The sequence below is a fragment of the Streptomyces sp. 184 genome (genome assembly GCF_045781775.1).
GTDB lineage: Bacteria > Actinomycetota > Actinomycetes > Streptomycetales > Streptomycetaceae > Streptomyces.
The window spans coordinates 3,231,258-3,256,069 of the sequence record NZ_CP123230.1; the positions used below are offsets into that span (position 1 = coordinate 3,231,258).

23 protein-coding genes are annotated in these 24,812 nt (G+C 73.9%); 18 read left to right on the forward strand and 5 right to left on the reverse strand.

Annotation, left to right across the window (positions count from 1 at the left end):
* Positions 1 to 81: 81 nt before the first annotated feature.
* The 3 genes from QBL21_RS13635 to QBL21_RS13645 all read left to right on the forward strand — a co-directional run bounded on the left by QBL21_RS13635 (position 82) and on the right by QBL21_RS13645 (position 3,298).
* A complete protein-coding gene (locus QBL21_RS13635; protein WP_407562428.1) occupies positions 82 to 1,953 on the forward strand; it encodes a transketolase in 1,872 nt (623 codons plus the stop codon).
* Between the two features lie 66 nt (positions 1,954 to 2,019).
* Positions 2,020 to 2,673 (forward strand): endonuclease, encoded by a 654-nt coding sequence (locus tag QBL21_RS13640; RefSeq protein ID WP_407562429.1) that lies wholly within the window; start codon positions 2,020 to 2,022, stop codon positions 2,671 to 2,673.
* 52 nt (positions 2,674 to 2,725) lie between these two features.
* Positions 2,726 to 3,298: a GNAT family N-acetyltransferase gene (locus QBL21_RS13645; RefSeq protein ID WP_407562430.1), complete on the forward strand. Its 573-nt coding sequence runs from the start codon at positions 2,726 to 2,728 to the stop codon at positions 3,296 to 3,298.
* Positions 3,299 to 3,380: 82 nt separating this feature from the next.
* On the opposite strand, the gene QBL21_RS13650 is transcribed toward QBL21_RS13645, so the two are convergent.
* Both QBL21_RS13650 and QBL21_RS13655 read right to left on the reverse strand, forming a co-directional pair.
* A complete protein-coding gene (locus QBL21_RS13650; RefSeq protein ID WP_407566415.1) occupies positions 3,381 to 3,935 on the reverse strand; it encodes a DUF4360 domain-containing protein in 555 nt (184 codons plus the stop codon).
* A gap of 345 nt (positions 3,936 to 4,280) precedes the next feature.
* Positions 4,281 to 4,928 (reverse strand): DUF4360 domain-containing protein, encoded by a 648-nt coding sequence (locus QBL21_RS13655; protein WP_407562431.1) that lies wholly within the window; start codon positions 4,926 to 4,928, stop codon positions 4,281 to 4,283.
* 682 nt (positions 4,929 to 5,610) lie between these two features.
* Between QBL21_RS13655 and QBL21_RS13660 the strand changes: the two genes are divergently transcribed.
* A complete protein-coding gene (locus tag QBL21_RS13660) occupies positions 5,611 to 6,651 on the forward strand; it encodes a Ppx/GppA family phosphatase (RefSeq protein ID WP_407562432.1) in 1,041 nt (346 codons plus the stop codon).
* A gap of 35 nt (positions 6,652 to 6,686) precedes the next feature.
* Here QBL21_RS13660 and QBL21_RS13665 read toward each other — a convergent pair whose 3' ends face one another.
* Together QBL21_RS13665 and QBL21_RS13670 are read right to left on the reverse strand one after the other, a co-directional pair.
* Positions 6,687 to 7,265, reverse strand: coding sequence for a dihydrofolate reductase family protein (locus QBL21_RS13665; RefSeq protein WP_407562433.1), 579 nt, complete (start codon positions 7,263 to 7,265; stop codon positions 6,687 to 6,689).
* Positions 7,266 to 7,340: 75 nt separating this feature from the next.
* Entirely contained in the window at positions 7,341 to 7,742 is a 402-nt protein-coding gene (locus tag QBL21_RS13670; protein ID WP_407562434.1) for an SseB family protein, read from the reverse strand.
* Between the two features lie 166 nt (positions 7,743 to 7,908).
* Here QBL21_RS13670 and QBL21_RS13675 point away from each other — a divergent pair, with 166 nt between their 5' ends.
* Complete coding sequence (locus tag QBL21_RS13675) at positions 7,909 to 8,232, forward strand: plasmid stabilization protein (protein WP_407566416.1); 324 nt, start codon at positions 7,909 to 7,911, stop codon at positions 8,230 to 8,232.
* Positions 8,233 to 8,328: 96 nt separating this feature from the next.
* Here the strand turns inward: QBL21_RS13675 and QBL21_RS13680 are convergent, their stop codons facing one another.
* Positions 8,329 to 9,723 carry an FAD-binding oxidoreductase gene (locus QBL21_RS13680; RefSeq protein ID WP_407562435.1) on the reverse strand — a complete coding sequence of 465 codons (1,395 nt, stop codon included), beginning with the start codon at positions 9,721 to 9,723 and terminating at the stop codon, positions 8,329 to 8,331.
* A gap of 46 nt (positions 9,724 to 9,769) precedes the next feature.
* On the opposite strand from QBL21_RS13680, the gene QBL21_RS13685 reads away from it, so the two are divergent.
* From QBL21_RS13685 to QBL21_RS13745, 13 genes are all read left to right on the forward strand, one after another.
* Positions 9,770 to 11,197 carry a PLP-dependent aminotransferase family protein gene (locus QBL21_RS13685; protein WP_407562436.1) on the forward strand — a complete coding sequence of 476 codons (1,428 nt, stop codon included), beginning with the start codon at positions 9,770 to 9,772 and terminating at the stop codon, positions 11,195 to 11,197.
* A 130-nt stretch (positions 11,198 to 11,327) separates the two neighbouring features.
* Positions 11,328 to 12,005 carry a lytic polysaccharide monooxygenase gene (locus QBL21_RS13690; protein ID WP_407562437.1) on the forward strand — a complete coding sequence of 226 codons (678 nt, stop codon included), beginning with the start codon at positions 11,328 to 11,330 and terminating at the stop codon, positions 12,003 to 12,005.
* A 150-nt stretch (positions 12,006 to 12,155) separates the two neighbouring features.
* Positions 12,156 to 12,971 carry a GntR family transcriptional regulator gene (locus QBL21_RS13695; protein ID WP_407562438.1) on the forward strand — a complete coding sequence of 272 codons (816 nt, stop codon included), beginning with the start codon at positions 12,156 to 12,158 and terminating at the stop codon, positions 12,969 to 12,971.
* Between the two features lie 68 nt (positions 12,972 to 13,039).
* Complete coding sequence (locus tag QBL21_RS13700; RefSeq protein WP_018837164.1) at positions 13,040 to 13,267, forward strand: ferredoxin family protein; 228 nt, start codon at positions 13,040 to 13,042, stop codon at positions 13,265 to 13,267.
* A 10-nt stretch (positions 13,268 to 13,277) separates the two neighbouring features.
* Entirely contained in the window at positions 13,278 to 14,645 is a 1,368-nt protein-coding gene (locus tag QBL21_RS13705) for an ABC transporter substrate-binding protein (RefSeq protein WP_407562439.1), read from the forward strand.
* Positions 14,642 to 15,454 (forward strand): ABC transporter permease, encoded by an 813-nt coding sequence (locus QBL21_RS13710; RefSeq protein WP_407562440.1) that lies wholly within the window; start codon positions 14,642 to 14,644, stop codon positions 15,452 to 15,454. Before QBL21_RS13705 ends, QBL21_RS13710 begins: the two co-directional genes overlap by 4 nt.
* Positions 15,455 to 15,600: 146 nt before the next feature.
* On the forward strand, positions 15,601 to 16,410 hold the full coding sequence (locus QBL21_RS13715; protein ID WP_407566417.1) for an ABC transporter ATP-binding protein: 810 nt from the start codon (positions 15,601 to 15,603) through the stop codon (positions 16,408 to 16,410).
* Entirely contained in the window at positions 16,407 to 19,130 is a 2,724-nt protein-coding gene (locus QBL21_RS13720) for a fumarate reductase/succinate dehydrogenase flavoprotein subunit (RefSeq protein WP_407562441.1), read from the forward strand. The genes QBL21_RS13715 and QBL21_RS13720 overlap by 4 nt, the downstream gene beginning before the upstream one ends.
* 284 nt (positions 19,131 to 19,414) lie before the next feature.
* A complete protein-coding gene (locus QBL21_RS13725) occupies positions 19,415 to 19,693 on the forward strand; it encodes a hypothetical protein (protein WP_407562442.1) in 279 nt (92 codons plus the stop codon).
* A 235-nt stretch (positions 19,694 to 19,928) separates the two neighbouring features.
* Positions 19,929 to 21,110: a hypothetical protein gene (locus tag QBL21_RS13730; RefSeq protein ID WP_407562443.1), complete on the forward strand. Its 1,182-nt coding sequence runs from the start codon at positions 19,929 to 19,931 to the stop codon at positions 21,108 to 21,110.
* 29 nt (positions 21,111 to 21,139) lie between these two features.
* Positions 21,140 to 21,955, forward strand: a complete 816-nt coding sequence (locus tag QBL21_RS13735; RefSeq protein WP_407562444.1) for an SAM-dependent methyltransferase — start codon at positions 21,140 to 21,142, stop codon at positions 21,953 to 21,955.
* 423 nt (positions 21,956 to 22,378) lie between these two features.
* On the forward strand, positions 22,379 to 23,278 hold the full coding sequence (locus tag QBL21_RS13740; RefSeq protein WP_407562445.1) for an aromatic prenyltransferase: 900 nt from the start codon (positions 22,379 to 22,381) through the stop codon (positions 23,276 to 23,278).
* A gap of 163 nt (positions 23,279 to 23,441) precedes the next feature.
* Positions 23,442 to 24,671: an FAD-dependent monooxygenase gene (locus QBL21_RS13745; protein WP_407562446.1), complete on the forward strand. Its 1,230-nt coding sequence runs from the start codon at positions 23,442 to 23,444 to the stop codon at positions 24,669 to 24,671.
* Positions 24,672 to 24,812 lie beyond the last annotated feature (141 nt).

Here is a 24,812-nt window from a genome sequence, read left to right on the forward strand (position 1 = left end):
CAGGGCTCGGCGCGTACGTGACCGGACCGGTCTCCCGGCGTGTTCCTGGCCCGATTGCACCGCTCGGACAAGGAGAACGACATGACCGCCGCCGACGTGGATCTGGAACTGCCCACCGCGCTCGGCCGACAGTTGCGCGTGGACGCCGTACGGGCCGCTGCCGCCGCCGGATCCGGCCATCCGACCTCGTCGATGTCCGCCGCCGACCTGATGGCCGTGCTGCTCACCAGGCATCTGCGCTACGACGTCGACCGGCCCGACCACCCCGGGGCGGACCGCCTGGTGCTGTCCAAGGGGCACGCCTCGCCCCTGCTGTACGCGGCGTTCAAGGCGGTCGGCGCCGTGGACGACGAGGAACTGCTGACGTTCCGGAAGCTCGGCAGCAGGCTGGAGGGGCATCCGACGCCGATGCTGCCGTGGGTCGACGTGGCCACGGGGTCGCTGGGGCAGGGGCCGCCCATCGGCGTCGGCATGGCGCTGGCGGGCAAGCGGCTCGCCCACCTGCCGTACCGGGTGTGGGTGCTGTGCGGTGACAGCGAGATGGCCGAGGGCTCGGTCTGGGAGGCGTTCGAGCACGCCGGGTACGAGCACCTGGCCAACCTCACCGTGATCGTCGACGTGAACCGGCTCGGCCAGCGCGGGCCCACCCGGCACGGCTGGGACCTGGACGCGTACGCCGACCGGGCGCGCGCCTTCGGCTGGCACACCGTCGAGGTCGACGGCCACGACGTGGCCGCCGTCGATGCCGCGTACGCCGAGGCCGCCTCGGTGACCGACCGGCCGACGGCCGTGTTCGCCCGCACCGTCAAGGGCAGCGGGGTCGCGGCCGTCGCGAACCGCGAGGGCATGCACGGCAAGCCCCTGCCGGACCCCGAGGCGGCGATCGCCGAGCTGGGCGGCACCTCCGACCTGCGCGTCGAGCCGCACGCCCCGCCGCACGCCGACGCGCCGCCGCGCGCGGCCGCGCCGCATCCCGCGCTGCCCCGGTACGACACGGGGGACGAGGTGTCCACGCGCGACGCGTACGGGCACGCGCTGGCGGCGCTCGGCACCGCGCGCCCGGACGTCGTCGCCCTGGACGGCGAGGTCGGCGACTCCACCCGCACCGAGCTGTTCGCCAAGGAGCACCCCGAGCGGTACTTCGAGTGCTACATCGCCGAGCAGCAGCTCGTCGCCGCGGCCGTGGGCATGCAGGCATGCGGCTGGGCCCCGTTCGCCGCGACCTTCGCCGCGTTCCTGACCCGCGCCCACGACTTCGTCCGCATGGCCGCCGTCAGCCGGGCGAACCTCAGCCTGGTCGGCTCGCACGCCGGCGTCGCCATCGGCGAGGACGGCCCGTCGCAGATGGGGCTGGAGGACCTGGCGATGTTCCGCGCCGTACACGGCAGCACCGTGCTGCACCCCTGCGACGCCAACCAGACCGCGCGGCTCGTCGCCGCCATGGCCGACGAGGGGCTGACGGGCGTGCGCTACCTGCGCACCATGCGCGGCGCCCGGCCCGTCCTCTACGGGCCCGACGAGGACTTCCCGATCGGCGGCAGCAAGCTGCTGCGCGCCTCGTCCGAGGACAGCGTGACGATCGCCGCGGCCGGGGTCACCGTGCACGAGGCGCTCGCCGCCTCCGACCTGCTGGCCGCGGAGGGCATCGGGGCGCGCGTGCTGGACCTGTACTCCCTCAAGCCGCTCGACGTCGCCGCGGTGCGCGCCGCGGCGGAGCTGACCGGCCGGGTGCTCACCGTCGAGGACCACCGCCCGCAGGGCGGCCTCGGCGACGCGGTGGCCGAGGCGTTCGCCGACGGCCGGCCCGCCCCGCGCCTGGCCCGGCTGGCGGTACGCACCATGCCCGGCTCGGCGACCGGCACGCAGCAGCTCGCGGCGGCGGGCATCGACGCGGAGGCGATCGCGGCGGCTGCCCGCGACCTCGCCGCGGCGGACGGCGCCGGGACCGTCTGACCCAGGCGGGTGCGGACCGGGGGCCCGCACCCGAAGAACACACCCCAGAGCGCGGAGGACACAACCGTGACGAAGAACGAGAAGCGCACGGTGCACGCACTGCTCGACGCGTACGGACGCACGTACGCCGAGGACGCGGGCATCCGGCTGCGGAACACGCCCCAGCCCCTCTACCGGCTGCTGGTGCTCTCCTGCCTGCTCAGCGCCCCGATCCGGGCGAGCGCCGCGGTCACCGCGGCCCGCGCCCTGGCCGACGCCGGGATGCGCGACCCGCGCCGGATGGCGGAGGCCACCTGGCAGCAGCGGGTCGACGCACTCGGCGAGGGCGGTTACCGCCGCTACGACGAAGGCACCGCCACCCAGCTCGGTGAGGGCGCCCGGCTGCTGCTGGACACCTACGGGGGCGACCTGCGCGAGCTGCGCCGCGAGGCGGACGGCGACGTGGGCCGGCTCGGCGAGCTGCTTCAGCAGGTCCCCGGGCTCGGGCCGGTGGGCGCCACCATCTTCCTGCGCGAGGTCCAGGGGGTCTGGCCGGAGGCCGCCCCGTACATCGACGCCAAGGTGGTGCAGGGCGCCGGCCGGCTGGACCTGCCGAAGGACCCGTCCCGGCTGGCCCGGCTCGTCAGCGAGCCGCAGCTCACGCCGTTCACGGCGGCGCTGGTGCGCTGTGCGCTCGACAAGGGCGTGGCGGCGGAGGTCAGGGAGCACGCGCACGCCTGAGCGGCACCGGGGCTCCCCCGCACCGCCGGCGCCCGCGTGGCATCCTCGTGCCATGACCATCGACGTCCGCCCCGCCGCCGTCTTCGAGGACGTCCGGGCCGTGCTCGGGCCGAAGTCGCCGACGGCGAACGTCTGCTGGTGCCTGAGCTACCGGATCCCCTCCCGGCTCAACAACGAACTGCGCGGACCCGCCCGCGGCGAGTACGTCGCCGGGCTGTGCGCCGCCGAGCCGGCGCCCGGCGTGCTCGCGTACGACGGCGACGAGCCGGTCGGGTGGGCGGCCGTGGCGCCGCGCGCCGACACCACCTTCGCGCGCAACCGCAAGATCCCGCACGTGGACGACCTGCCCGTGTGGTCGCTGTGGTGCGTACGGGTACGCCCCGGCCACCGCAGGAAGGGCATCTCGCACGCCCTCATCGCGGGCGCGGTCGACTTCGCCCGCGCCCACGGCGCCCCGGCCGTCGAGGCGTACCCGCTGGACAACGGCTCCGCCCGGGTCGACCTGACGATGGCGTACGCGGGGCTCCGGAAGAACTTCGAGCGCGCCGGCTTCACCCACGCCGCCGACACCACGTCCGTGCTCTCCGGCCACCCCCGGGTCCTGATGCGGCTCGACCTGCGCTGAGCCGCCGGGCGGCACCCGCACGCCCCCGCACCCGCACCGGGAAAGCTCCCGGTGCGGGGCGGGTCCTCCCGTCAGCCGCGGGTCAGTCCTCGCCCGGCAGGCACTCGCGCCAGGCCACGTGGTACGTGGTCTCGATCTCTCCGTCCGTCGAGTCCATGGCCAGCATGCTGGTCGTCGTCTTCGGGTCCGACGTACCCGCGTTGACCCGCAGCTCCGTGTTGATGTTGAAGTTGCGGATCTCCCCGCACGGCGCCCAGACCAGCGACTCCAGGTCCGTCACGTCGGTCGTGGTCCAGTTGTCGTCCATCGGTCCGTTGAAGTTGTGGGTGAAGGAGTCGGTGTCGGGCGACCCCTGGAAGTAGTACGACGCCTTCTCCAGGCCGCTCGCGCCGTTCGCCAGGTAGCCGTACCCCCGGTAGTCGACGCTGGCGATGGCGTACGTGAAGCCCCCGGGCACCTTCACGGCCAGGTTGAGCTGGCAGTTCTTGCGGAAGTCCGTCGGCGTCGAGCCGACCCCGACGAGGGCCGTGTAGTTGCTGTACGTCACGGTGAACGCCTGGTTGTCCGCGGAGACCGCGATCGCGGCGCTGCCCGGCTCGCACCCGGTGCCGTTGACGGTGAGCACCTGGATCGCCATCTGGTCGGCCGGTACGTCTTCGAAGTACGGCGGCGTCGCGATATCGTGGGACGGCGACGCGATGGGGCTGCTGACGGTCGCGGCCAGTAATGCTGCCAGGACACTGCCTGCGACAAGAGTCATGGTTCTCCAATCGGTCGGATGGACCGTTATCCGGGCACGGCAATGCCCAAGAACGGACCATGCGGGCGGAGTTCGGCGCGCGGGCGGCAAACGGGTCCGCTGCGCCGGATTCCGTCAAGACACGCACCGGCGGCATGCCGGCGCGACAGGGGAGAGGGGCGGGAATTCCGTAACCGTCTCCGAAGGTGTACCGCGGGTAAGGTGCTTACACCTCCCGGTATTTCAGCACTCCTTCCACGCCAGGTGATACTTCGTGCTCACCGCACTGTCGGTGGAGTCCATCGTCATCAGACTGGTGGCTCCATGGGCGGACGTGCCGCGATACACCCGGAGTTCGGTGTTGACGTTGAAGTTCCGCTTCTCGCCGCAGGGGGCCCACACCAGCTCGGCCCACTCCTTGGAGTCGGTCACCTGCCAGTTGTCGTCGTACGGGCCCTGGAAGGACTGGCTGCTCGTCGTCGTCTCCGGCGAACCCATGTGGTAGTACGACGCCTGCTCCAGACCGGACGCCCCGTCCGCCAGGTACGCGTAGCCGCGGTAGTCCACGCTCTGGATCGCGTACGTGAACCCCGAGGGCACGTCCAGCACCAGGCTGAGCTGGCAGTTCTTGCGGAAGTCCACGGGGCTGGCGCCGGCGCCGGCCGCCGCCAGGTAGTCGCTGTAGGTCACGGTGAACGCCGTGTTGTCGGCGTTGGCGGCCACGGCCGCCGTACCGGCGGAGCAGCCGGAGCCGTTGATGGTCTGGATGCCGACTCTGATCTGCTCCGCGGGGGCGTCGGCCGGTACCTCGTCCGCCGACGCCGCCTGGGTGGACAGGGTGGTGGCGAGTAAGGCCGCGAGGGCCCCACCGGCAATCAACTTACCGGACATGATTCTCCTATCTCCTGGATCTTTGGACCGGGCCGGGTGAATCCGGCGCCGGCCGTACCGAATGAGGGCACGGGAGAGCCGGGTGACGGCTCGTGAAAGCACATGTGCCGCAAACGGGCAGGACGGTGCAGCCGCTGCTGAGGGTCTGACAGGGCAGGGCGAAGAGCTCCCGGGCGCCCGAGCGGGCGCGAGGGCGAAGACAAAAGGGAGTGCGGCTTCGGGGACTGGGAAGCATTCGTGCGGAACGCTGTGGGTGGGGGTGCCGTACCGAATGCGTCCCCGACCTCAGCGGCGCGTGAGGTGGGAGCGTTCTCATGCTAGGGCCGGATAAAGCAGGTGTGAAGAGGAATTTCACCCCCGGAACAGCGAGTCCGAAAACGAGTTCTCGCCCGGGTTGGCAGCAGGCCCGCGACTGTCAAGTTGACGCGGGTAGACGCACGGAATACGTGACGGTAAGGGAAAGGGTTCTTTCCGCGGCGGGCGGGGGCTGCCGCAGTCCGGCCAGTATCAAGCGCTTACGGCACCGGAGTTGCCGGTGGGCGGCCGCTCCGGTGAGCCCGGGAGCGCTCGGGTGCGACCGGACCCGGAGAGGAACCCGGGGAGGAAGCAGTAGAGGAAGCAGTAGAGGAAGCAGTAGAGGAAGGATGTCTAGGAAGCCGCCGGTTGGGGTACCCGAGGCTGGATGAGAGTCGGCGTGATCGATGCGGGATCCCACACGGTGCGCCTGGTGGTCGCGGATGCGGACGGCCAGGTGCCGCTTCCCGTGCACACATCCAAGCGGCAACTGCGGCTGGCGGAGTTCGCGGAGGCCGACGGGCGGCTGGGCGAACGGGCCGTCGGTGAGCTGGCCGCGGCCGTCGGCGCCGCGCGCGAGGAGGCCCGCCGCTGGGGGGTGGCCGAGCCGTTCGCCTTCGCCACCGCGGTCGTGCGCGACGCCCCCAACTCCCGCGACATCTGCCGCGCCGTCCGTGAGCGCACCGACGTGGTGCTCCAGCTGCTGCCCGGCGAGAAGGAGGCGGAGCTGACGTTCCTGGCGGCCCGCCGCTGGATGGGCTGGCGCGCCGGACCGATGGCCGTCCTCGACATCGGGGGCGGCTCGTTCGAGGTCGCCTGCGGCCGCAGCCGGCTGCCCGACTTCGCCATCGCCCTGCCGCTGGGCGCCGGCCGGCTCACTCGCGAGTTCTTCGGCAAGCACGACCCGCCGTCGCCCGCCGAGGTCAAGGCCGTACGCCGGCACGTGCGGCACCGGCTGCGCGACGTGGCCGCGCGCATCCGCTGGGAGGCGCCGCGCACCACCGTCGTCACCTCCCGCACCATGCAGCAGCTCGCCCGGCTCTGCGGCGCCGCACCCGGCCGGCACGGACCCTTCGTACCGCGCACGATGGCGCAGGAGGACCTCCGCCGCGCGGTCAAGCAACTCGGCGGGCTGCCCGCGGCCGAGCGCGCCCGGCTGCCCGGCATCTCGCCCGCCCGCGCCCGGCAGTCGCTGGCCGGCGCGGTGGTCGCGCACACCGCGATGAAGCTGATGAGCATCGACGTGGTCACGGTCTGCCCCTGGGCGATCCGGGAGGGGATCCTGCTGCGCACCGTCGAGGAGGGCAGCGTGAGCTGGTGGACCGCCCCGGCCGGCGACGATCCGCGCGTACCGGGGCAGCGGGCGTCCACGCCGCACCCGGGCCTCGGGTTCGACCAGATCCGGCCGCAGATCAACCTGTCGAACTGAGCCGTCGAACCGGGCCGGAGCGGCGGGAGCCCGCCTCAGCCGTGCAGGGTGGGCCGGTAGACCAGCTCCTGGATGGAGCCGTCCAGGGTCCGGGTCCCGATCAGGTCGAGGTCGAAGTCGGCCGCGCCCTGGAAGATCGGGTCGAGACCGCTGCGGCCGGTGATCACGGGGAAGAGCGTCACCTGGACGCGGTCGACCAGACCCGCGGCCATCAGCGCCCGGTTCATCGCCAGGCTGCCGTGCGAGCGCAGCGGCACGTCGGACTCCTCCTTCAGCCGGGCGACGACATCGACGGCGTCCCCGCCGGCGACGGTCCCGTCCGCCCAGTCGAGGGGCTCCGTGAGCGTGGTCGACACCACGGTCGCCGGCAACCCGATCATCCGGGTGACCCACGGGTCGCGTACCTCGGACTCCTCGGTGCTCTCGGCGAGCATCCGCGAGAACAGCCGGTAGGTCTGGGCCCCGAAGACCATCCGCTGCTCCTCCGCGTACTGGGCGAGGCGGTGGTCGAGCAGCTCGGGGCCCTGCTTGCCCCAGTAGCCGGTCCAGTCGCCGCCGGCGGCGCCGAAGCCGTCGAGGCTGGTGAAGAAGTCGAAGGTGTAGGTAGCGGTCATGGCGGTCTCCACGGTGGGTGCGGTCGGGTGTGGAGATGGAGACGTTCCGCCGCGGCGGAACTCATCGCCGCGGGGTCAGGCGGTGGCCAGCAGGTCCCGTACGCCCTGGGCCGTCAGCGCCATCTCCTCCGGCGCGCCCGCGTCGATGACCAGCGACGGACCGTCCGAGGGCCAGCCGCGGGCGAGGTCGCCGAGCGCCACCGCGTTGTAGTGCTCGATCTCCGGGAAGACCTGCTCCAGGCGGTCGGCGGAGGTGAAGACCGGCACCAGCCGGGTGCCGTCGCCCTGCTCCACCACCGGCAGGCTCAGCGAGTGCGCCTCCTCGGGCGCGGCCGGCTCCTCCGGCGGGCTCGGGTCGGGCAGCAGCACACGGGTCTCGGCGAGCGTGTGCAGCGCCTGCTGGTCCGGACCGTTCTGGGCGACGGTGTGCAGCGCCTGCTGGGCAGCGGAGCGCTGGCCGTCCGGGTGGTAGGTCATGGTCGTCCCTTCGCTGTGTGGGGCCGTGCAGGCCGTTCCCGGCGCGGGTGCCCCGGGTCGGTGGGCTGAAACCGGAGAGGACGATCAACCGTTCTGTCCGTTTGATACGGAATCTCCGGTGGCTGACGATGAGGGCGTCGCCACCGACCACCACCAGGGAGAAACCATGCCGAGCGGATCCAGCCCCAAGCGGGAACGCCAGTACGAGCACATCAAGAAGGGCGCCCAGAAACGCGGCGCCGGCTCCGCGCGGGCCAGGGAGATAGCCGCCCGCACCGTGAACAAGGAGCGCGCCCGGACCGGCGAGGCCCGCACCGCGAGCCGCACCTCCACCCGCGACATCTCCTCCGGCCGCCGGGGCGGCCTGCGCTCCCACCGGGGCGCCGAGGGCCCCACGTACGACCAGCTCTACGCCGAGGCCCGGCGCCGCAACATCCACGGCCGCTCGTCGATGAACAAGGCCCAGCTCAAGCGCAAGCTCGGGCGCTGACGCCGGCCCGCCGGCCGCCCGCCGTCACCCGTACGGCCGCGGCGCGCCCGCCCGTCCTCGCGGCCTTCCGGGAGCCGGGTCCGGCTCCCGGAGGGCTCAGGCGGCGGCCGGGCGGATGTTCTGGTTCAGGCGGAAGACGTTGTGCGGGTCCCAGACGCCCTTCAGCGCCGCCAGCCGGGCCAGCTTGGCGGCCGGGTAGGCGCGGCGGACGCCGCCCTGGCCGTCGTGGGCCGTCAGCGAGTTGACGTAGACGCCGTTCGCGTACGGGGCGATCGCCGAGCCCGCGGCGCGGGCGGCGGTCATCCGGGCGCCGTCCTCGGCCGGGTCGGTCCAGCGCGACCCGGCGCCGAACTCGAACATCGTGCCGCGGTGACCGAACGCCGCGTCGCCGTCGGGGACGTCCGCGATGGCCCCGCCGTGCGCCTGAAGGCCCACCCCGGGCAGGCCGGAGCCGCCGCCCCGCAGGTCCGCGGCGCCGCGCAGCAGGAACGCCTCGACGGCCGCGGTCGGGAAGCCGCGCAGGTAGTGGCCCGCCGAGTAGCGGCGGTAGGCGTGGCCGCCGGTGGAGTCGTCGCGGCGCTGGAGCTCCAGGTACGACGGCGTGGTGATCCGGGTCGCGACCGGCCGGCCGAGCGCGCGCAGCGCCGGCAGCAGCCGCCGCCCCCGCTCCGGGTCGCCGACCCACACGAACCCGACCGTGGCCAGCGGCCCGCCGCCCGCCGGGCCGTCGCCGACGTCGGCCGTGAACGTCGCCTCGCGCGGCGCGGCGGCGCTCAGGTCCCGCCAGCCCTCCAGCACCGGCACGGCGTCCTCGGCGCGGAAGTCGAACTCGGCGACCAGCGTGCGCGTGCCGGTCCGGTGCAGCCGGAACTCGAACTCCGTGACGACGCCGAAGTTGCCGCCGCCCCCGCGCAGCCCCCAGAACAGCTCCGGGTGCGCGGTGCGGCTCGCCGTCACGACCTCGCCGTCCGCCGTGACTACCGTGTACGACTCGACGTTGTCGCAGGCCAGCCCGTACCGCCGGGCCAGCCACCCCATGCCGCCGCCCAGGGTGAGCCCGCCGACGCCGGTGTGCGAGACGTTCCCGGCGGTGGTGGCCAGACCGTACGGCTGCGTGGCCCGGTCCAGCGCGCCGAGCAGCGCGCCGCCCTGGACGCGGGCCAGCCGCCGCACCGGGTCGACGCGCACGCCGCCCATGGGGGACAGGTCGATCATCAGGCCGTCGTCGGGGACGGCGAAGCCGGCCACGTTGTGCCCGCCGCAGCGGACGCCGATCTCCAGGCCGCGGTCGCGGGCGAAGCGCACCGCGGCCTGCACGTCGGCCGTGCTCGCGGCCTGGACGATCATCCGGGGGCGGCGGTCGACCATGGCGTTCCAGACGGTACGGGCCGGGTCGTAGCCGGCGTCGCCGGGGGAGAGGAGCCGGCCGTCGAGGCGGGCGGCGAGGCGGGAGCCGGGGCGGTCGGTGCGGGTGTGCGTCGCTGTCGTCATGTGCCGAGCCTGACGCGGATCGGTACCCGCGGTAAGGTCCGATTCCATGCACCGACTGCGGACCAATTCCAGCACCGCCGAGGACCTGCTCATCGAACTGGACCGGGACCGCAGCCGCGCGGAGCCGCTGCACCGGCAGGTCGCGGCGTCGATCCGGGAGAGCGTACGGGCCGGCCGGCTGCGCCACGGCGCGTCGCTGCCGCCCAGCCGCACGCTGGCCGCCGGCCTCGGGGTCTCGCGCGGGGTGGTGGTCGAGGCGTACCAGCAACTCGTCGCCGAGGGCTACCTGACCAGCCGCGCCGGCGGCTACACCCAGGTCGCGCTGGAGCCGGGCACCGGCCCCGGCCCCGCCCCCCGCACGCGGGCCCGGGAGGCGCCGCCCGCCGTCGACTTCGGCTACGGCCACACCGACGTCTCCACGTTCCCCCGCGCCGCGTGGCTGCGCTCGGTGCGTACCGTCTTCGCCGCCACGCCCAACGAGCGGTTCGCCTACCTCGACGGCCGCGGCGTCCCCGAACTGCACCAGGCCTTGGCCGACTACCTGAACCGCGTCCGCGGCACCTCGGCCGACCCGAAGGACATGGTCGTCTGCTCCGGGTTCGGCCAGGGCGTCTCGCTGCTCATCCAGGTCCTCGCCGCCCGGGGCGCCCGCCGGCTGGCCGTCGAGGACCCGTCGCCCGACGACGACGCCCGCCCCCTGGCCGCCGCGGCCGGGCTGGACGTCGTCGGCATCCCGGTGGGCCCCGACGGCATCCGCGTCGGGGAACTGGAGAAGGCCGACGCGGATGCCGTCGTGCTCACGCCGTCGCACCAGTGGCCCACCGGCGGTGTGCTGTCCGCGGCGGCCCGCGCCCGGGTGATCCGCTGGGCGCAGCGGCGCGGGGCGCTGGTCATCGAGGACGACTACGACGCGGAGTACCGCTACGACCGCGCCCCCGTCGGCGCGATCCAGGGCCTGGCCCCCGACCGCGTCGTCTACTGCGGTACGGCCAGCAAGACCCTCGTACCCGGGCTGCGCCTCGGCTGGATGCTGGTGCCGCCGCACCTCGTGGACGACGTCGCGCAGGCCAAGCTGCTCGCCGACCGCGGCTCGGCGGTCATCGACCAGTTGACGTTCGCCGACTTCCTCGGCCGCGGCGAGTTCGACCGCCACCTGCGCCGCATGCGGCCCGTCTACCGCCGCCGCCGCGACGCCCTGCTGGCGGCGCTCGACACCCACCTGCCGGAGCTGACCCCGACCGGGATCGCGGCCGGCCAGCACGTGGTGGCGTGGCTGCCGCCGGACCTCGACGAGGCGGCGGTCGTCGCCGCGGCGGCCCGCCGCGGCGTCGCGCTGCGCGGCGTCGCCCGCTACCGCCTCGACCCGGCCGGCCCCGGCGGCCTGATCTTCGGCTACGCGACGCTGTCCGAACGCGCCATCGCCCGGGGCATCGCCGCCCTGGCCCGCGCGGTGGCGGACGTACGCGCCGCGTAGCGCCCGGCCGCGGGCCGCCGTGCGGCCGCCGAAAGGTTTCGTAAGGGTGCCGCCGGGGGAGGAGGCGAGGAATGGGAGCGCTCCCATTCTTGTCCGCCCCACCCACCCCCCTCCCGGAGGAGGAGTCGCAGTGTCATCGCTACGGAACGACCGCACCGACGCGCGAAGCCTGCCCGCCCGCGCCCTCCTGGCCGTCCTGGCCGCGGCCGCGCTCCTGCTGACGCCCTGGACCGCAGGACCCGCACAGGCCCACGGCTCCGCCGCCGACCCCGTCTCCCGCAACTACGGCTGCTGGCAGCGCTGGGGAGACGAGTTCCAGAACCCGGACATGCAGCAGCAGGACCCGATGTGCTGGCAGGCGTGGCAGCACGACACCAACGGCATGTGGAACTGGAACGGCCTCTACCGCGAGGGCACCGGCGGCGACTTCCAGGCCCACATCCCCGACAACCAGCTCTGTAGCGCCGGCCGCACCCAGGACGGCCGCTACGACTCCATGGACACCCCCGGCGCGTGGCAGACCTCCGACATCGGCACCAGCTTCACCGTCGACATCCTCGACCAGGCGTACCACGGCGCCGACTACCTCCACGTCTACGTGACCCGGCAGGGCTACGACGCGCAGAACGACGCGCTCGACTGGGGCGACCTGGAGCGCGTGGCCACCGCCGGACCGTACGGCCCCGCCAACCACTACACGGCGGACGCCAGCGCACCCGGCCGCAGCGGCCACCACATCGTCTACACCATCTGGAAGGCGTCGCACGCCGACCAGATCTACTTCTTCTGTAGCGACGTGACGTTCTGACGCCCCGGGCGGCACCCACGCCGCCCGCGGGCTGGCGGAAGTCCGCCCCGGCCTCGCGTCGTCCCAGCTCAGCGCCGTAGCGCGGGCGCGTCGGGATGGCGCAACACTGCGGCAACACACTTCCGCGCGGCACGCGCTTATCGTGCCGTCATGCCTTCCGCAGCACGCCTGACAGAACAGCCCCCCGCCGGCCGGCCGAGCCCGGCCGGCGGCGGTGCGGGCGGTCACGGCACGGCCGCCGCGCGCCGCCGCCGGCTGCGGGCGGACCGCGCACGGCAGTTGGCCGACCTGCTGCGCGGCCAGGTGCTCGGCGGCGCGTACCCCGACGGCGTGCTGCCGCACGAGTCGACGCTGGGCGCCGACTACGACGCCACCCGCAACACCGTGCGCCAGGCGCTCGACCTGCTGCGCTCCGAACGCCTCGTGGAGCGCGTGCCGGGGCTGGGCACCGTCGTCGTCGCGGAGAAGTTCGCGCACGGGCTCAACCGGCTCCAGGGCCTTGCCGAGACGCTGCACGAACACGGCCGGGTCACCAACGAGATCCGCACCGCGGGCCCCGTCGCCGCCCCCGCCTGCGTCGCCGAGCGGCTCGGCGAGCCCGAGGGCGGCGAGGTGCTGTACGTGGAGCGGCTGCGCCGCCTCGGCGGGCTGCCGCTCTCCCTGGACCTGACGTACCTGCCCATGGACATCGGCGTCGAACTCCTCGGCGCCGACCTGGAGAACACCGACATCTTCCGGCTGCTGGAGGAGCTGACCGGACAGCCGCTGGGCACCGCGGAGATCACCCTGGAGGCCGTCACCGCCGACGCGCACTCCGCCGCCGTGCTCCAGGCGCCGCGCGGCGCCGCGCTGCTGATGCTGGAGCGGCTCACCCACCTGTCCGACGGCCGCCCCGTCGACCTGGAGTTCGTCCGCTTCCGCGGCGACCGGATCACCATGCGCGGGCTGCTGCACCGCTGCCGCTGAGCATCCCGTACGTCCCCCGTCCCCCTCCCGTACGTCCCGAACCCACGCCCAACGCGAAGGAGCCCGGCATGGCGCTGGTGCCCCAGCGGGCCGACGTGCCCGTGACCATCGACGAGTCCAAGTGCATCGACGGCTGCACCCTGTGCGTCGACATGTGCCCCCTCGACTCGCTCGCCATCGACCCCGACAGCAGCAAGGCGTACATGCACGTCGACGAGTGCTGGTACTGCGGCCCGTGCGCCGCGCGCTGTCCCACCGGCGCGGTCACGGTCAACATGCCCTACCTCCTGCGCTAAGAGGCCCGTCATGCCACGCACACCCCTGCCCCTCGCCGCCGCCCTGCTGCTCCCGCTCGCCATCGCCGGCTGCGGCAGCAGCTCCGCGAGCGACGGCAACCACGTCACCGTCACCGTCGGCTACCAGTCCAAGACCATCAACACCGTCACCGCCGGCACCCTGCTGCGCTCCCTCGGCTACTTCGAACGCGAACTGAAGGCCCTCGGCAAGCGCGACGGGCGCACGTACGAGGTGAAGTGGCAGGACTACGCCACCGGCGCGCCCATCACCGCCCAGATGACCGCCGGCAAGGTCGACATCGGCTCCATGGGCGACTTCCCGCTGCTCATCAACGCCTACCGCGGCGCGCAGCTCGACGCGCCGACCGAACTCGTCTCCGTCACCGGCTACAACCTGCGCGGCGGCCTCAACACCGTCGTCGTACCGCCCGACTCCGACCTGGACTCGCTCGCCGGCCTCAAGGGCAAGAAGGTCTCCACCAGCGAGGGGTCCGCCGCCGACGGCACCCTCGTCCGCGCACTGGAGCGGGCCGGTCTCGACCCCGCCGAGGACATCAGCAAGCTCAACCAGCAGCCCGCCGTGGGTGCCTCCGCCCTCGAAGGCGGCAGCGTCGACGCGCTGTCGCAGTTCGTCGCCTGGCCCGGGCTGCTCGCCTTCCAGGACCGGGCGCGGGCGCTCTACGACGGCGGCCGGCTGGACCTGCCGACGTTCCACGGCGTGGTGGTGCGCGAGTCGTTCGCCGACGACGAGCCAGCCGTGCTGCGCGCGTTCCTGCGGGCGCAGACCGACGCCGGCCGCTACCTCGACGACAAGCCGCTCGACTCCTCGCTGAAGGTCGCCGACGCCACCGGACTGCCGCCCGAGGTCGTCCACCTCTACAACGGCCCCGACGGCACCGCCACCTTCGACCCCACCCTCAAGCCGGCGCTGGTCGAGGCGTTCCGCGACGACGTGAAGCTGATGCAGGACGCGGAGCTGATCGGCGAGGTCGACGTGGACGGCTTCGTCGACGACTCCCACATCCGCAAGGCGTACGGCGCCGGCTGCGACCGGCAGCTCAAGCGGGCCGCGGGCGTGGTGCGTACCGGCGAGGTGTGGCTCGACGGCGAGGAGCGCACCCACTCCTTCCCCGACGCGGCGCAGGCGCTGGCGTTCGCCGCGGAGCACGACGGCGGGGTACGGGCCGTGTTCGTGCCCGACGCCGCGACCGGCACCCGCTGGTTCGCCGACCGCGCCGCGTGGGTCCGCGACGGTACGGAGCTGCACCCCTTCGTCACCGCCGAGTCCGCCCGCGACTGGGCGGCGGACCACCCGGGCGCCGAGGTCACCGACTACGAGACCGCGCTGGCCGCCGCGGGGAAGGGAGCCGGGCGATGAGACGGATCTGGGCCTCGCGGCTGCTGCGGGCCTCCTCGCTCGCCGCGGCCCTCGGCCTGTGGCAGTTGCTCACCGCGCTCGACGTCAACCTGTGGCTGCGCTTCGCGCAGTTCCCCACGGTCCTCGACGTCGCCGACCGGTTCCGCGACCGGCTCGCCGGCGGCGACTACTGGCGGGACCTGGCCGACAGCCTGACCCGTATCCTCACCGGCTTCGCGCTCGCCGCCGTGCTCGGCATCGCCGTCGGCGTGGCGCTCGCCCGCTCCCGCGTGGCGTCCGACGTGATCCGCCCGGTGCTGGAGGTGATCCGGCCCATCCCGGCGATCGCGCTGGTGCCGGTCGCCATCCTGCTCTTCCCCACCAACGAGCAGGGCATCGTCGCCATCACCTTCGCCGCCGCGTTCTTCCCCGTCACCGTCGCCACCCGGCACGCCGTGCGGGCGCTGGCCCCGGTGTGGGAGGAGGCGGTGCTGACGATGGGCGGCGGCCGGTGGCGGGTGCTGTGGTCGGTGGTGCTGCCCGGGGCGCTGCCGGGCGTCTTCAGCGGTCTGTCGGTCGGCATCGGGGTGGCGTGGATCTGCGTCATCGCCGCCGAGATGATCTCCGGCGAGTTCGGCGTCGGCTACCGCACCTGGCAGGACTACACGCTCCTCGACTACCCCGGCGTGCTCGTCGGCATGGTCACCATCGGGGTGCTCGGCTGGGCCACCTCGGCGGCCATCGAGGTGCTGGGCCGCCGGCTGACCGGCTGGCTGCCGCGTACGGAACACGACGGGTACGGCCACCCGACCAAGGGGGTACGGGCGTGAGCGAGACCGTGCAGGACACCGCCGCGGCGCCGGCGAAACGCGCCGCACCCCCCGGCGCGCCCGCGGCGGCGGCCGGAAACGAGGCCGGGAAGGCGACCGGGGCGACCGGGGGAGCCGGGGAGGCCGCCGGGGAGGCGCAACCGGCCCTGGGCGTACGGCTGGAGGTGCGCGGCGCCACCCTCGGGCGGCCCGGCGCGCCCGCGCTGCACGACCTGACGCTGGCCGCCGCACCCGGCGAACTCCTCGCCGTCGTCGGCCCCTCCGGCTGCGGCAAGTCCACGCTGCTGCGCACCCTGGCCGGGCTGCTGCCGCCGCTGGCCGGCGAGGTGCTCCAGGACGGTGCGCCGGTCACCCGGCCGGGCGCGGACCGCGCGCTGGTCTTCCAGGACGACGCCCTGCTGCCCTGGCGCTCCCTGCGCCGCAACGTCGAACTGCCCCTGGCCGTACGGAAGGAGCCGCGCGCCGCGCGGCAGGCCGCCGCCCGGCTGTGGCTGGAGCGGGTCGGCCTCGGCGACCGCGGCGGCTCCCTGCCGCACCGCGTCTCCGGCGGACAGCGCCAGCGCGCGCAACTGGCCCGGGCGCTGGCGGGCCGGCCGCGGGCGGTGCTGATGGACGAGCCGTTCGGCGCGCTCGACGCGCAGACCCGGGCGGGCATGCAGAACCTGCTCGTCGAGGTGCTGGGCAGCACGCGGGCCACCGTCGTCTTCGTCACCCACGACGTGGACGAGGCCCTCTTCCTCGGCGACCGCGTGGCGCGGCTCGGCGGCCCCGAGGGGCTGACCGTGCACGACGTGCCCCGGCCGCGCGAACGCGCCGCCCGCGAGGACCCGGCGACCGTCGCCCTGCGCCGCCGCCTGCTCGCCGCCGACCCCGCCGGCACCCCCCGCACCGCCGGCACCGCCGCGTCCGCGGAGTCCGCCGGACCGGCCACGGCCGACGACCTGGAGGCCCCGTGACCGCCCCCGCCCCCGCACTCGCCGTCCCCGACCTCGCGGACGCCGACGAACTCACCTGCGGCGTCCTCGTCGTCGGCGGCGGCACCGCCGGCACCATGGCCGCGCTGACCGCCGCCGAACACGGCGCCGACGTGCTGCTGCTGGAGAAGGCCCACGTCCGCCACTCCGGCGCCCTGGCCATGGGCATGGACGGCGTCAACAACGCCGTCATCCCCGGCCGCGCCGAGCCCGACGACTACGTCGCCGAGATCACCCGCGCCAACGACGGCGTCGTCGACCAGGCGCCCGTCCGCCAGACCGCCACCCGCGGCTACGACATGGTGCGCCGGCTGGAGTCGTACGGCGTGAAGTTCGAGAAGGACGAGCAGGGCCGCTACGCGGTGCGCCAGGTGCACCGCTCCGGCTCGTACGTGCTGCCCATGCCCGAGGGCAAGGACGTCAAGAAAGTCCTCTACCGGCGGCTGCGGCGGCGCGAGATGCGCGAGCGGATCCGCATCGAGAACAGGGTGATGCCCGTACGGGTCCTCACCGCCGGCGGCCGGGCGGTGGGCGCGGCCGGGTTCGACACCCGCACCGGCCGGTTCGTCGTCGTCCGCGCCGGCGCGGTGATCCTCGCCACCGGCGCCGCCGGCCGGCTCGGGCTGCCCGCCAGCGGGTACCTCTACGGCACGTACGAGAACCCCACCAACGCCGGCGACGGGCACGCCATGGCGTACCACGCGGGCGCCGCGCTCACCGGCATCGAGTGTTTCCAGATCAACCCGCTCATCAAGGACTACAACGGCCCCGCCTGCGCCTACGTCGCCAACCCCTTCGGCGGCTACCAGGTCAACCGGCTCGGCGAGCGGTTCGTCGACTCCGACTACTGGTCGGGCCAGATGATGGCCGAGTTCGCCGCCGAGGTCGCCTCCGACCGCGGGCCGGTGTACCTGAAGGTCAGCCATCTGCCGGAGGAGACGCTGAGCGCGCTGGAGTCGATCCTGCACACCACCGAGCGGCCCACCCGCGGCACCTTCCACGCCGGCCGCGGCCACGACTACCGCACCCACGACGTGGAGATGCACATCTCCGAGATCGGGCTGTGCGGCGGCCACTCCGCCTCCGGCGTCCGCGTCGACGAGCACGCCCGCACCACCGTCCCCGGCCTCTACGCCGCCGGCGACCTGGCCTGCGTGCCGCACAACTACATGATCGGCGCGTTCGTCTTCGGCGACCTCGCCGGCGCGGACGCCGCCGGCGCCCGCCCGTACACCGGCGACCTGCCCGCCGACCAGCTCGCCGAGGCCCACGAACTGGTCTACCGGCCGCTGCGCAACGCCGGCGGCCCGCCGCAGCAGCAGGTGGAGTACAAGCTGCGGCGCTTCGTCAACGACTACGTCGCACCGCCCAAGAGCGCCGCGCGGCTGTCGCTGGCGCTGGAGAGCTTCGAGCGGATGCGCGCGGAGATCGCCGCGATGGGCGCGCAGACGCCGCACGAGCTGATGCGCTGCGCCGAGGTCACGTTCATCCGCGACTGCGCCGAGATGGCCGCGCGCGCCTCCCTGGCCCGCACCGAGTCCCGCTGGGGCCTGTACCACCGCCGCACCGACCACCCCGAGCGCGACGACGAGCGCTGGCTGCACCACCTCGACCTGCGCAAGTCGCCATCCGGCGCCATGGAGTTCACCGCCCGCCCGGTGCAGCCGTACGTGGTGCCGGTCGCCGGGTACGAGCCGCGCGGCGGCCCCGAGCGGCACCTCGGCGAGGTGCGCGGCGAGGCCGTCGCCCGGGCGGGCGGCGAGGACGCGCCGGCGCCCGCACCGGCGGCGCACACCGAACCGGCCGCGGGCCACGCGCCCGCCGGCAACCCGCGCATCCTCGACGTACTGGCCCTCGCCGAGGAGCAGTTCGCGCTCGACGAGCTGCGGCCCTACCTCGCCGACCCGGACGCCGCCGTGCGCCGCGCCGCCGTCGGCGTGCTGACCGAGGCCGCGCCGCCCGGCGCCGGCCCCGCCCTCGCCGAAGCGCTCGCCGACGACGACGCGGCCGTACGCGCCGGAGCCGCCGCCGCGCTGCGCGAACTGGTGGAGGTGCTGCCCGCGGACGCGGCGCTGCGCACCGCCCTGCTGCCCGCGCTCGGGCTGCCCGACGCCGGGGCGCGGGCCGCCGCGCTGGAGGTGCTGCGGGCGCTGCGCCTCGGCGGGGAGGCGGAGTTCGCGCCCGCCCTGGCCGACCCGGAGCCGGCCGTGCGGCTCCAGGCGGTACGGGCCCTGGCGACGGCCGGTGCCGCCGGCGCGCTGGCCCGCGCCGCCGCCGACCCGGCCCGCGAGGTGCGCGTCGCCGCCGCGCACGCCCTCGGCACGGCGGCCGACGCGGCGGCCCTCGCGCCGCTGCTGCGCGACGACGACCTGCTGGTACGGGCCGGGGCGCTGACGGCGCTGGCCGCCGCGGGCTGCCCGCCCCCGTACGACGAGGCCGCCGAGGACGCGCTCGGCGACGCGGCCTGGGAGGTCCGCAAGGGCGCGGCGACCGCCCTCGGCGCCGCCGCCCCCGCGCGCGCCGTACCGGCCCTGACCCGCGCACTGGCCGACCCGCACGCCGACGTCCGCCGCGCCGCCGTCCTGGCGCTGCTGGAACACCGCGGCACCGACGACTCCGTACCCGCCGCGCTCGCCGCCGTCGCCGAGGACCCGGACGCCGACGTCCGCGCCTACGCCCGCCGCGCCGTGGCGCCCGGCTGACGCCGCCCGGCGGACGCCGGTAGGGTCGGCTCCCGCCGGGGTGGAGGCACCGCAGGAAAGGTGCCCGCCGGCGGGAGCGGACCGGAAGGGGACGGCATGCCGACGTCGCTGCTCGTCGTGGTGGTCCTCGTGGGGATCATCGTCGCCGCGATCCTCGGCGGCCTCGCCGTCGGCCGGCGCGACCGCCGCGCGGAGGCGTCGCGGGCCCGCACCTACCCCGACGCCGTCCGGCGCCGGCTGGAGTCGGGCCCGGGCCGGGCGGCGGAGTCGACACCCCGCCCTGGGTGGCGGAGGCGCACAAGCGCCGGCGCGAGGCCCGCGGCGAGGACGACCGCACCCTGGAGCTGGTGGCCGAGCTGCGCGCCATCGGCCGCGGCCGGGGCTTCCTGTCCGTACACGGCGGCAAGGACGGGCGGACCCGGGAGATCGGCGCCGAGCTGCACGAGAAGGGCGGCAAGCAGAAGATGCTCCATGCGCACGCCGCCGTACGGGCCGAGCTGGGGCCGGTGCACGCCCGTGAGCTGGAGGCCGCGTGGGACGGCGTCGGCGACTGGTGGGGCTGACCGCCCCCGCCGCACCCCCGGCCCGCACCCCGGCCCGTACTGACGGCCGTACGGAACCAGGCGCTCCTGCGCCTCAACGCCCATGTTGCAAAAGGAACTCGACCGGGGAACGCGCCGAACGTACGCGCGGAAGGCATGTCTATGATCAGGCATCAGTCCGTCCGGCACCCCCGTCAGCCCGACCGGCCCCTCCGGCCGCCCGATCGTCACTGGATCTCATATGTCTCTGCACCACGTGCGTAGAAAGGCGGTCCCCCTCGCCGCCGCCGTAGCGATGCTGTCCGTGCTGGCCGCCTGCGGCGACAGCGACGACGACGGCGACGGCGACGGCAAGAACAGCGCGTCCCCGGCCGCCGAGGCCGGCGGCGCCACGGACCTGAGCAAGGAGTGCCCGGAGACGATCGTGGTCCAGACGGCGTGGTGGCCGGACATCACCTCCGCCGGCGCCATGTACCAGCTCCTCGGCGACGACATGGACGTGGACGCGGGCGCCAAGAAGGTCACCGCACCGCTCGTGGCCTCCGGCGGCAAGGACACCGGCGTGAAGCTGGAGCTGCGCTCCGGCGGGCCGGCGATCGGGTTCAACCCGACGTCCTCGCAGATGTACACGGACGACAGCATCCACCTCGGCATCCCCCAGGGCTTCGACGAGGCGATCCAGAACTCCGACAAGCAGCCGACGCTCGCGGTGATGTCGCTGCTCGCGAAGAACCCGCAGGTCATCATGTGGGACCCGAAGAAGCACCCGGACGTCGAGACGATCGAGGACATCGGCAGGACCGACACCACCGTCGTCTACGTCCCCACCCCCTACATGGACTACCTGACCAGCAAGGGCATCCTGAAGAAGGACCAGGTCGACAGCTCCGGCGACGGCTCCCCGGCGCGCTTCGTCGCCGCCGGCGGCGACATCGCCACCTCCGGGTACGCCACCGAGGACCCGTACATCTACGAGGAGGAGCTGCCCGACTGGGGCAAGCCGGTCGCCTCCCAGCTAGCGTACGAGTACTACCCCAACCCGGGCCCCTCGCCGGTGATCCGCCCCGCGGACAAGGGCGAGCTGGCGCCGTGCCTGAAGAAGCTGGTGCCGGTCGTCCAGCAGGGCGCGGTCGACCTGATGGAGAACCCGGACCCGGTGATCGACAAGGTCATCGAGCTGCGCGACGCTTTCAAGGCCGACCAGCCGTTCTCCAAGGGCGTGGGGAAGTACTCGGTCGAGCAGATGCAGGCGCTCGACCTCGTCGCCGACCCGGGCAAGCCGGTGGGCGAGTTCGACACCGGGCGGGTGCAGGAGCTGATCGACCTCGCCGGGCCGGTCTTCGAGGCGCAGAAGAAGCCGATCAAGGACGGGCTGACGCCCGAGGACCTGGTGACCAACGAGTTCATCGACACGTCGATCACGCTCGGCGGCGAGTGAGACCACAGGTGGCGGGCACGGAGGCAGAGATGACTGTGGACGGGACGTCGGCGGGCCGCGAGGGGAGAATGCCGCTGCCGGACGCGCGCAAACCCCACCCCTCGCGCTTCTGGGACTACGCGCTGGGCGGCCGTGACAACGTGCACGCCGACCGCGACCTGCTCCAGGAGGCCGAGCAGATCATGCCCGACCTCAAGGTGCTCACGCGGGAGCAGCGGCTCTTCGTCGACCGCACCGTCGAGTACTGGGTCGGCGAGGCCGGCATCCGGCAGATCCTCGACATCGGCGGCGGCATGCCCACCGACATCTACGACAACGTCCACGAGGTCGCGCACCGCATCGCCCCCGACACCCGGGTGGTGTACGTCGACAAGAACCCCGTCGCCGTGGCCCACATGGCGGCGCTCCAGGCCGACGGCGAGTACACCGTGGCCCTCGAAGGCGACGTGCGCGACCCCGACACCGTCCTCTTCAACGAAGTCGTCAGGTCGACCCTGGACTTCACGATGCCCATCGGCGTCCTGCTCTCGGGCATCCTGCACTTCCTCACCGACGAGGAGGACCCGGCCGCGATCGTCAACCGGGTGCACGAGACCGTGGTGCCGGGCAGCTACCTGGCCGTCAACCACATCTCGTCCGACATCGACCCGCGGGTGCCGGACGTCATCGAGATGTTCCGCCGGGCCAGCGACCCGCTGATCGACCGGGACCGCGCCGGCCTGGAGCGGATCCTCGACGGCTGGACGCCGGTGGAGCCGGGCCTCGTCCCGGTCAGCCAGTGGCGCCCGTCCGGCGAGTCGCAGAACGCGTGCGACGCCTACGGGGCGGTGCTCCGCAAGGTGTGAGACGGACCACGCCGCACGGCGCGGGCGGAGACGGCCGCCGCCGGGGAGACCCGGCGGCGGCCGTCACGCGTGCCCGCCGCGCCCGCGGGCACCGCCGTGATTGAGCCAACTCCGAGAATTTCACCACCGGTCACCGGCGCGAACGGAAAGTGAATGCCGCGCGCTTTCCCGCTGGTGGCGCCGGGGCTCGCAAGCGCCCGCCAAGTCCACGTGAAGCCGAAGACAAGCGGCGGCTGGCACGATTCGGACGTATCGCAGAGCCGATAGCGGAGTGCGCCGCGGCGAACGCCCGCTTCCGGCCGTCCGATACGGACTCACCGCGGCCCCCGCGGTCGCGGCCGGCCGGTCGGAAACGAATAGGGCGACGGGCGACAGGAATTCCTGTCCCGGTGATCGCCGAGGTTTACCCCCTTGGAGGGAAGAATGCCCGAGACCACCAAGCTGGAAACCATCTATTCGGCCGTCGAGGAAACCGCCGCCCTCGTGGGCGCGCCCTGCTCCCGGGCGAAGGTCTGGCCGGCCATGGACACCTTCGGCCGGTGGTTCGAGGACGCCCACATCGTCTTCGGCATGGGCACAGGAAAACGGCACCTGGGCGAGCTGGCCTTCGATTTCGCCGTACCCACCGCGGCCGGCGACCCGTACGAACTCGCCGTGACCGGCGGCCTCCTCGACAAGGTCGACCACCCCGTCACCCGACTGCTCCCCGAGATCACCGAGCGCTATACCGTCGACACCTACGGCGTGGACTACGGCGTCGTCGGCGGTTTCAAGAAGGCGTACGCGTTCTTCCCCCTCGCCGAGCCGGCGAGCATGAAGACGCTCGTGGATCTCCCGTCCATTCCGCCGGCGCTGGCCGCGCACGCCGAGTCGTTCGCCGAAGCCGGGCTCGACGGCAAGGTGTCGGCCGTCGCCGTCGACTTCGCCAGCCGCACGTGGAACGTATACATCAGCGGGCTTTCCCCCGAATACACGCGGCCGGACGCCGTCACCGCCGCGCTGCGCGCCATGGGGCTGCCGGCGCCGAGCGAGCGGATGCTGGAGTTCATCGGCACCTCGTTCGCCATGTATCCCACGTTCGGCTGGGACACCACCCGCATCGAGCGGGTCTGTTTCTCCACCCGCTCCTCCGACCCGATGCTGCTGCCGTCCCGAATCGAGCCCGCCATCGCGGAGTTCGCCCGCGACATGCCGACCGTGCACGGCGGCGAGCCCATCCATGTCTACGCCGGCGCGGTGGCGCGGGACGAGGAGTTCTTCAAGCTCGCCTCGCACTACCAGAAGACAACTCAGGTTTCCGACCGGGTTCGCCCCGCGGGCTGAACCCGCTGAGCACCAGTCAGGACAAGGAGCCGAGCATGACCGAGACCCGAGTAAGCCACCAATCCAAGGATCCGGCCACGCTGTCCGTCGACCTCCGCCACCACGCACCAGCCCCCGTCCACGACCCGCGCACGCCGACCGCCGCCACCGGGGGAGGCGCCCGATGACCGCCCCCGTCGTCATCGCCGGCGGCGGCATCGGCGGGCTCACCGCCGCGCTCAGCCTGCACGAGGTCGGCATCGACGCCCTCGTCCTCGAACACGCCCGCCGCATCGAGCCCATCGGCGTCGGGATGAACATCCTCACCCACGGCGTCCGCGAACTCACCGACCTGGGCCTCGGCGACGAACTCGCCGCCATCGGCGTGCCCACCGCCGAGAACGTCTTCTGCGACAAGTCCGGCAACCAGATCTTCGCCCAGCCGCGCGGCGAGGCCGCCGGCTCCCGCTGGCCGCAGTACTCCCTGCACCGCGGCGAACTGCACCTGGCGCTCCTGGAGCGCGTCCGCAGGCTGCTCGGCCCCGGCGCCGTCCGCACCGGCATCCGCCTGGAGGACTTCACCCAGCGCGACGACGCCGTCGAGGTCCGCGTCACGGACCGCGAGAGCGGCGCGTCCGAGACCATCGAGGCCACCGCGCTCGTCGGCGCGGACGGCCTGCACTCGACCGTACGCGCCCGGCTGCACCCCGGCGAGCAGCCGCTGGCCTGGTCGGGCCAGCGGATGTGGCGCGGGGTCACCGAAGGCGTCCCGGAGTTCCTCACCGGCCGCTCCATGGTCGTGGTGAGCGACGGCGCGGCGTCGCTCGTCGCGTACCCGATCGGCAAGGACCGCGTGAACTGGGTCTGCCTGGTGCGCCTCGGCGAGCCCGGCCCGCTGCCCGAGGAGAGCGACGGCCTGCTCGTCGACGACCACCGCGAGGGCCGGCTGAAGGACGTCCTCGTGCACTACGAGGACTGGTCGCTGGGCTGGCTCGACGTACGGGCGCTGCTGGAGCGCTCCGGCGACATCCTGGAGTACCCCATGGTCGACCGCGACCCCCTGCCCGCCTGGGGCACCGGCCGCGTCACGCTCCTCGGCGACGCCGCCCACCCCATGTACCCGGCCGGGGCCAACGGGGCGTCGCAGGCCGTCCTCGACGCGCGCGTCCTCGCCTACGAACTCGCCCGCGCCGGCGACGACGTGCCGGCGGGCCTCGCCGGGTACGAGGCCGTGCGCGTCCCGGAGACCACCGCCGTCGTCACCGTCGGCCGGGCCGTGGCGCACTCCGCGGGTCCCGACACCTGGGACCGCGAGACCGTCACGCAGATGGTCGGCCTCTACCGGCAGATGGCAGAAGGCGAGGTCGCACAGCTCAACTCCCGCCCCTCCTACAGCCCGCCGGCGCGGGCCTAGGGCGGCGGCACGAGAACTCGGTGCGCGGCGGCGCCCCCGGCGACGGGAGCGCCGCGGTGCCGGGACGTGAAGGGGCCCGCCGGCAGCAGCCGGCGGGCCCCGCCCGCACTTCCGACACCGACGCCCGCACCGGCACCGCGC

What these genes read in the sequence shown, in the direction of transcription:
- QBL21_RS13635 (WP_407562428.1), top strand. Translation starts at nt 82, where the DNA reads ATGACCGCCGCCGACGTGGATCTGGAACTGCCCACCGCGCTCGGCCGA.
- QBL21_RS13645 (WP_407562430.1), top strand. Translation starts at nt 2,726, where the DNA reads ATGACCATCGACGTCCGCCCCGCCGCCGTCTTCGAGGACGTCCGGGCC.
- QBL21_RS13650 (WP_407566415.1), bottom strand. Translation starts at nt 3,935, where the DNA reads ATGGCGATCCAGGTGCTCACCGTCAACGGCACCGGGTGCGAGCCGGGC.
- QBL21_RS13655 (WP_407562431.1), bottom strand. Translation starts at nt 4,928, where the DNA reads ATGTCCGGTAAGTTGATTGCCGGTGGGGCCCTCGCGGCCTTACTCGCC.
- QBL21_RS13660 (WP_407562432.1), top strand. Translation starts at nt 5,611, where the DNA reads ATGAGAGTCGGCGTGATCGATGCGGGATCCCACACGGTGCGCCTGGTG.
- QBL21_RS13665 (WP_407562433.1), bottom strand. Translation starts at nt 7,265, where the DNA reads ATGACCGCTACCTACACCTTCGACTTCTTCACCAGCCTCGACGGCTTC.
- QBL21_RS13670 (WP_407562434.1), bottom strand. Translation starts at nt 7,742, where the DNA reads ATGACCTACCACCCGGACGGCCAGCGCTCCGCTGCCCAGCAGGCGCTG.
- QBL21_RS13675 (WP_407566416.1), top strand. Translation starts at nt 7,909, where the DNA reads ATGCCGAGCGGATCCAGCCCCAAGCGGGAACGCCAGTACGAGCACATC.
- QBL21_RS13680 (WP_407562435.1), bottom strand. Translation starts at nt 9,723, where the DNA reads ATGACGACAGCGACGCACACCCGCACCGACCGCCCCGGCTCCCGCCTC.
- QBL21_RS13685 (WP_407562436.1), top strand. Translation starts at nt 9,770, where the DNA reads ATGCACCGACTGCGGACCAATTCCAGCACCGCCGAGGACCTGCTCATC.
- QBL21_RS13695 (WP_407562438.1), top strand. Translation starts at nt 12,156, where the DNA reads ATGCCTTCCGCAGCACGCCTGACAGAACAGCCCCCCGCCGGCCGGCCG.
- QBL21_RS13700 (WP_018837164.1), top strand. Translation starts at nt 13,040, where the DNA reads ATGGCGCTGGTGCCCCAGCGGGCCGACGTGCCCGTGACCATCGACGAG.
- QBL21_RS13705 (WP_407562439.1), top strand. Translation starts at nt 13,278, where the DNA reads ATGCCACGCACACCCCTGCCCCTCGCCGCCGCCCTGCTGCTCCCGCTC.
- QBL21_RS13710 (WP_407562440.1), top strand. Translation starts at nt 14,642, where the DNA reads ATGAGACGGATCTGGGCCTCGCGGCTGCTGCGGGCCTCCTCGCTCGCC.
- QBL21_RS13735 (WP_407562444.1), top strand. Translation starts at nt 21,140, where the DNA reads ATGACTGTGGACGGGACGTCGGCGGGCCGCGAGGGGAGAATGCCGCTG.
- QBL21_RS13740 (WP_407562445.1), top strand. Translation starts at nt 22,379, where the DNA reads ATGCCCGAGACCACCAAGCTGGAAACCATCTATTCGGCCGTCGAGGAA.
- QBL21_RS13745 (WP_407562446.1), top strand. Translation starts at nt 23,442, where the DNA reads ATGACCGCCCCCGTCGTCATCGCCGGCGGCGGCATCGGCGGGCTCACC.